The sequence below is a fragment of the Massilia sp. MS-15 genome, from assembly GCF_020176695.1.
GTDB classification, from domain to species: Bacteria; Pseudomonadota; Gammaproteobacteria; order Burkholderiales; family Burkholderiaceae_D; genus Telluria; species Telluria hydrophila.
Map to the genome: position 1 here is coordinate 1 of NZ_JAIWIA010000073.1, position 6024 is coordinate 6024.

Here is a 6024-nt window from a genome sequence, read left to right on the forward strand (position 1 = left end):
CGATGTGGCGGTTTTTCACCCTTGGAAGTTCGCGTCTTCGGCCAATAATCACGGCTCGCTCGGTTATTTTCTCGGATGGACCGTCGTGCGCGGTTTCCCGTCTGTCCTGCCGTTTTTCTTCTTCTTATGGCTCAAATATTTCGTTGCAACGATAATCAGGCCGAAACGACTTTATTGGGGAATTTTCCTTTCCCTCGGAACTTCATTCATCAAAGGTGCTTTTGACGTCGAGAAGATCGGGGCTCCACATGCTTGAGCCTACGCAGCGGCGACCCCAGGTCTTATTCATCACGCCCGTGTGCCCGGGGGCGGAGTCGCACAGCGGTGGCCTGCAGGTCACGCTGGAGCGCATCAAGGCGATGAGCTCCAACGCGGACGTGACTATCGCCGCCCTTGGTGCGGCCGGCGATCTCGCTCCCACGGAGGGCATGCCGGGCGTGAAGGCCATTTACCTGGCAGGCGAAGTCAAACCGCGCAATGGGAAGACCTACCTGCAGTCCCTGATTTCCGGCTTGCCGATCAGTGTATGGCGGAACAAAAGCAGTGCTTTTATGGGACTATGCCGGCGTTTGCAGCAGCAGCACTGGGATTATATTTATGCCGATCACTGGCTGGTGTGGCCCGCTGCACGCGAATTCGGATCCGTGAGGACGATTTTACATTTACATAATGCAGAGCACTTGCTGTTCGCGCGGGCTGCAGAAACACAGCGGATGCCGACGAAGCTGGCCCTCTTGCTTGAGGAACGCAGGGTTGCGACTTACCTCAGGCAGGCATGTGCAGAAGCCGATGAGGTCCACTATTTGTCCAGCGCGGACCTGGAAGAGGTACGCAAGATCGGTTCCACGAAGTGTGGCCTGGTGTTCAACCCGAGCGTGAACATCGAGGAGCGCCGCTACGGCAGATACGGAGGGAATCTGCTCTTCGCGGGCACGCTCAGCTGGCAGCCAAACGAAGAAGGACTGGGTTGGTTCATCAAGGAAGTAGCATCACTCCTTCCAGGTGAAATGGAGCTCGATATCCTCGGCGGTCAACCGACGGCTAAGTTGAAGATGCTGGGCGGGAAGCAGGGATGCCAATTGCACTGGCAGGGACGAGTCCCGAGCGTGGCGCCTTTCTACGATGCCGCATCAGTCTTTGTAGCCCCGCTGTTGTCCGGCTCCGGCATCAAAATCAAGATTTTGAATGCTTTAAGCCACGGTTTGCCTGTAGTAACAACCTCGGTCGGGATCGAAGGCTTCCCGCGCGACTGGCACGACTGTGTCCACGTTGGCGATACGCCTGCAGAATTCGCTAAAGCGATTCTGAAACTGACGCGCGACCAGGCAGCGTGGGAACGTGCCAGCGCTGAAGCACAGTCATATGTAGCGCGCCATTTTTCGGGCGCGGAATTTAATCAATGGTGTAGTGAGTTGAAAAAAAAGGACGTATCGTGACAGACACGGTTCAGTTTGCAGGCCTGACTTTTCGAGGCCTGACTTCGAAAGCATTGCTGGAGCAACGCGAGAGAATGACCGTTATCGTAACGGTTAATGCCGATTTCATCGTGCGAGCAAAACACGAACGTCGTTTGGCCGGGATTATCTCGAATGATTACTCGACCTTCGATGGGCAGGTGCCGTATTGGCTTGCAAAAGTGATGGCCAAGCCCAAGAAGGTGGAGTTCGAGAAGATCAGCGGCTCCGATTTTGCCTATGAGTTGCTCGCTCATGCAGCGAAATACAACAAGCGTGTATTTTTCCTGGGGGCGTCCGAAAGAACCAACGCAAAAGCATGCCAGGTTGCCAAGGAAAAGTATGGCATCGAAATCGATGGCTATTCGCCACCGCTCGCCGAGTATCCTTTTCCATCGGAGTGGGAGCAGGATGTGCTGAACCGCATCCGCGCATTCAAGCCGGACTACCTGTTCGTCGCCTTCGGCATGCTGAAGCAGGAGTACTGGATCGATGACAATCGTGACGCGCTGCAGCAATTGAACGTTGAAATTGCTATCGGTTGTGGGGGCACGCTCGACTTTCTGTCGGGGCGACTGCAGCGTGCACCTGTATGGATGCAGAAAGCTGGCCTTGAAGGCGTATACCGCTTGCTGGTGGAACGCAAACTGTTCCGGTTGCAGCGCCTACTGCGAAGCTTCCTGGTGTTCCCCGCCGCGTTGAGGAAATGATGAGCGCAGACTTACCGAACATCAGCGTAATACTGGCAGTCAATCGCGACGACGGTTTTCTGCAGGAAGCAATTGAAAGTGTCTTGAACCAGACGCACCGCAACTTCGAACTCATCATCGTGGCCAACTGTTGCACCGATGAGCTGTGGACTTACCTGAACAGTTTCAGTGACAGCCGTATCAAACTACACCGCACGTCGATCGGGCAGTTGCCTTTCAATCTGAACTTGGCGATCGAGGAAGCACAGGGAAAGTACGTGGCGCGCATGGACGCAGACGACGTCTGTGAGCCGAAACGTCTGGCGTGCCAGTTCGCGTTCATGGAAGCACATCCCGAGGTCGACGTGCTGGGGACAGAGTATGTGCACATTGACGAAAAAGGCCAGTCTATCGGCAAGCCAAGCGCCTTGAACCATTCGCACGAGGACATCATTCGCCGCTTGCCCTACGAGTCGTGCATGCCGCACCCGACAGTCATGTTCAAACGGGCCTCGGTACTCGCAGCGAGTGGCTATGCCTATGGCCTGTATGCTGAAGACTGGGATCTGTGGCTGCGTCTGGCACGGCGCCAGAGCCGCTTTGCCAACCTTCCTCAGCCACTGCTTCGCTACCGGATTCACGGCGCGCAAAGCACTTCACATTCTGCTTTGAGAAGGAACATCGCAAACGTTATTGGCCTGTTGACGCGGGAATTGATCCTGACGGGCCGGCCGGCCTTCGCTGCAGGCATTTTCACCTACCTGTCGGGTACCCTTTTGCGCGCGACCGTTGCCCAACTGAGGGCACGTCATGCATAGAGCGATACTGTCGCTTGGTTTCGTGCAGGCACTCGGTTACGTTTTTCCATTCGTCACCCTTTGGATTGTTTCACGGGCGCTCGACAACCCCACTTTGTCGGCCTTCTTGTACGCGCAGGCTTTGGGCGCTTTACTGGCGATCCCGGTTGAATACGGATTCCACCTGTCCGCGGTGCGCATGGCGACGATCGCATTGCAGCAGGGGCGCATGCGCGAGGTCGCAAGCGAAATCCACTTTACACGCCTGTTCCTGTTCCTGATCGCGTCCGTCGCTGCGTTTCCTATCATCTGGAGCAACGGAGTTCTCCCGATGAGCTTTGCTAACGTGACTGGTGTACTGCTGGCTATCGCGACGTATGGTTTTCGCCCTTTATGGTATTTCCAGGCAACGGACCGATATGGCCGGCTCGTGCGCACGGAATTCGTCGCAAACATCGGCTCCTTTTCGGCGGTCGGCGCAATTGCTTTCTTGCCCGGCGGCGGGGAATGGGTTGTCCTGGCATGGGCACTCCCGCGTGCACTGGGCATATGGTGGCTCGTCAATAATATCCACACCGATGCCGGACTTGCATTTCCTGAACTCCGGCGCATCGGCGCTACCTTGCGCGAAGCATTTCCCTTATTTATACATAAGCTTTCCGCGGGTGCCGTGCATATGGCAACGCCTGTATTGCTGGCCTACTTGATTTCCGCCAGCGATCTCGCAGCGTATCAAAAAGGCGAGCGCATCGTTACAGCGATCCAGTCCCTGCTCCTCGTAATTTCTCAGGTCGGTTATGCGCATGTGATGCGGTTGTGGAGTGATGCCGGACAGGCCCGTTCGCAGGCGATTTATGTATCCTCATTGCAGGTCGGTGGTAGCGTCGTTGCGGCGCTTGGGGTATATATCGCTGCGCCCCTGCTCTTGAATATCTTCTGGGGTAACAGCGACGCCGGCAGCCTCGCAGTCCTGCGGACTATGTGCCTGCTGCTGCCCGTTCTCGGCATTAACGCTGCGCTAGCATTGAATTACCTGCTGCCTTCCGGACGCGACGTTGCAGTGGTCAGCGCCGCCGTTGCCGGCTCTCTGGTGTCGCTGACCTCGCTGTTTGTATTTGCGGATAAATATGGCCCGCTTAGCGGTGTCGGCAGTGTTCTGGTCGGAGAACTCACGATGACGGCCGTCATGGGCATTGCTTTGTTTGGTCGGGGAAAACATAGCCCCGCTCCCGCCCTGCACGGTACGGAGGAGGGTAAGCACTCATGATGAGCATGGAAAGAGACGTTTGCATTATTGGCTCGGGCATGGGTGGCGGGACGCTTGCGCTCGAATTGGCGCGCCGTGGCCTCACTCCCCTCTTGATCGAAGCCGGTGACGATCAGCCCGGTTCGCTGAGCGTCAATCATGAGTCGGCGGGCCGTCCTTTCGGGCTTGAAAAGTCGCGGGCTATCGAATTGGGCGGATCGACGAACCTGTGGCATGGCGTAGTTAGTCCACTGGACCGTCGAGACTTCTCCTCCTCGCTCTGTGGACAGTATTCGGGCTGGCCATTGTCATACGAAGAAATGTTGAAGTATTGGTCGCAAGCGCTAGGCTTTCTTGGTTTCGACCAACCTGCGCTGACGCATTTCGACATGCTGCAGGATCGCTCGCAGAAGCTGGCAAACGACATCCGCTTCGACCGAAGCCGCCTCCGACCCAAGCTTTTCCGGGTGATGGGCAAACCGCGACGGTTGAAGCATGACCTCAGGGAAGCCGCCAATGCCGGCAGCATCGAACTCATGACAGGCGGTACCGTACTTGAGCTAATCAGGTCAGAGGACGATCCGGGCCGGGTGGATCGCGTGATTGTCGGCTTGGGTGACAAGAAAGTCGAGATCCGTGCGCGCAGGTTCGTCATCGCGGCCGGTGCGCTCGAGACCCCGCGCCTGCTGCTGAACTCGCGTAGTTTTGGCGCAGCCGGCCTGGGTAACGATGCCGGCAACGTTGGTCGGTATCTGATGGACCATCCAATGGGCTTCCTCGGGAAAATCCGGTTCCGCAGGGCGGTTCGGGCAGCACTGTATTCGGACATACGTGAAAAGAGGGGAAACCGGTTCAGGATCGGCTTGGTGCCCACGGATGGCGCTGCTGGTGCAAATTCAAATCTTTATCTGCGACCCGCAATCCCGGGTGCAACCCCGCAAGCGGAAAACGATATCCTGATCAGTCTCATTGCAGTTCGAAACATGCGCGAGCTGAGCCTGAAGCATCTCAGGAACCTGATTGGCAACCCGGCGGTTCTTTATCGGATCATCGCTAACCGTTACGCGCTGCCGCTGCGCTATCGCGCGGCCGACCTGTTCTTCGTGACTGAGCAAACCCCCTACCGGGATAGTCGGGTAAGCCTTTCGACCAGCGTGGACCGGTATGGCTATCCGATCGCGCGCGTCTCATGGCAGGTGTCCGAGCAGGATAGCCGGAACATCGGCCAGTTTATCGAGCGGATTACGGTCGAAGCCCTGAACGACAGCCAGTACCAGTTCGACGAATTCCCATCCAGCGAAAATTGGAGTAAATCGTTTACTTCCGCAGCGCACCACCTCGGTACCGCGCGTATTGCCTCGCATCCGGCCGATGGGGTGGTCGATACCAACTTGCGGGTGCACGGGATACGTAACGTATGGATCTGTGACGGATCGGTATTTCCAACCGGCGGGAACGCGAATCCCTCATTGACGATCTGTGCACTGGCCCTACGGCTTGGAGAGCATTTAATGGAAGGTGCTTTGTGATGATGAAGGTTGCAGTAACAGGCGCCAGCGGTTTCATTGGAAGCCGCTTTATCGAGCGCGCACGCGGCAGGTTCGACCTGCGCCCCATGGTGAACGACCGGCAGGGCAATATGATTGCCCTGAGTGATCAGGATGCGCTTGCGCATGAATTGGAGGGGTGCGACGCAATCGTTCACTGTGCTCATTACGGCGCAGTGGAAAGCTTGAATGTGAAATGGGCGGATGCGATTTGTGCCGCGGCAGCGCGTAGCGATGTCCGCAGGATCGTTGCGTTTGGTTCCTTCGCCACTTATGACAACCGTGCCGAAA

7 protein-coding genes are annotated in these 6024 nt (G+C 56.8%); all 7 read left to right on the top strand.

Annotated elements, in window-relative coordinates; all coding sequences use genetic code 11:
* Positions 1–256: hypothetical protein (locus tag LCI23_RS19965; RefSeq protein WP_224948202.1), on the top strand; the 256-nt coding region annotated here is incomplete at its 5' end.
* Positions 249–1436, top strand: coding sequence for a glycosyltransferase (locus LCI23_RS19970; RefSeq protein ID WP_224948203.1), 1188 nt, complete (start codon positions 249–251; stop codon positions 1434–1436). The genes LCI23_RS19965 and LCI23_RS19970, both read left to right, overlap by 8 nt.
* Positions 1433–2164 carry a WecB/TagA/CpsF family glycosyltransferase gene (locus tag LCI23_RS19975; RefSeq protein ID WP_224948204.1) on the top strand — a complete coding sequence of 244 codons (732 nt, stop codon included), beginning with the start codon at positions 1433–1435 and terminating at the stop codon, positions 2162–2164. Before LCI23_RS19970 ends, LCI23_RS19975 begins: the two co-directional genes overlap by 4 nt.
* Entirely contained in the window at positions 2161–2961 is an 801-nt protein-coding gene (locus LCI23_RS19980; RefSeq protein ID WP_224948205.1) for a glycosyltransferase, read from the top strand. Before LCI23_RS19975 ends, LCI23_RS19980 begins: the two co-directional genes overlap by 4 nt.
* Complete coding sequence (locus LCI23_RS19985) at positions 2954–4207, top strand: lipopolysaccharide biosynthesis protein (RefSeq protein ID WP_224948206.1); 1254 nt, start codon at positions 2954–2956, stop codon at positions 4205–4207. Before LCI23_RS19980 ends, LCI23_RS19985 begins: the two co-directional genes overlap by 8 nt.
* Positions 4204–5715, top strand: coding sequence for an FAD-dependent oxidoreductase (locus LCI23_RS19990; protein ID WP_224948207.1), 1512 nt, complete (start codon positions 4204–4206; stop codon positions 5713–5715). Before LCI23_RS19985 ends, LCI23_RS19990 begins: the two co-directional genes overlap by 4 nt.
* On the top strand, positions 5715–6024 hold a 310-nt coding region (locus LCI23_RS19995), incomplete at its 3' end, for an NAD(P)H-binding protein (protein WP_224948208.1). The genes LCI23_RS19990 and LCI23_RS19995, both read left to right, overlap by 1 nt.

What these genes read in the sequence shown, in the direction of transcription:
- LCI23_RS19970 (WP_224948203.1), top strand. Translation starts at nt 249, where the DNA reads ATGCTTGAGCCTACGCAGCGGCGACCCCAGGTCTTATTCATCACGCCC.
- LCI23_RS19980 (WP_224948205.1), top strand. Translation starts at nt 2,161, where the DNA reads ATGATGAGCGCAGACTTACCGAACATCAGCGTAATACTGGCAGTCAAT.
- LCI23_RS19985 (WP_224948206.1), top strand. Translation starts at nt 2,954, where the DNA reads ATGCATAGAGCGATACTGTCGCTTGGTTTCGTGCAGGCACTCGGTTAC.
- LCI23_RS19990 (WP_224948207.1), top strand. Translation starts at nt 4,204, where the DNA reads ATGATGAGCATGGAAAGAGACGTTTGCATTATTGGCTCGGGCATGGGT.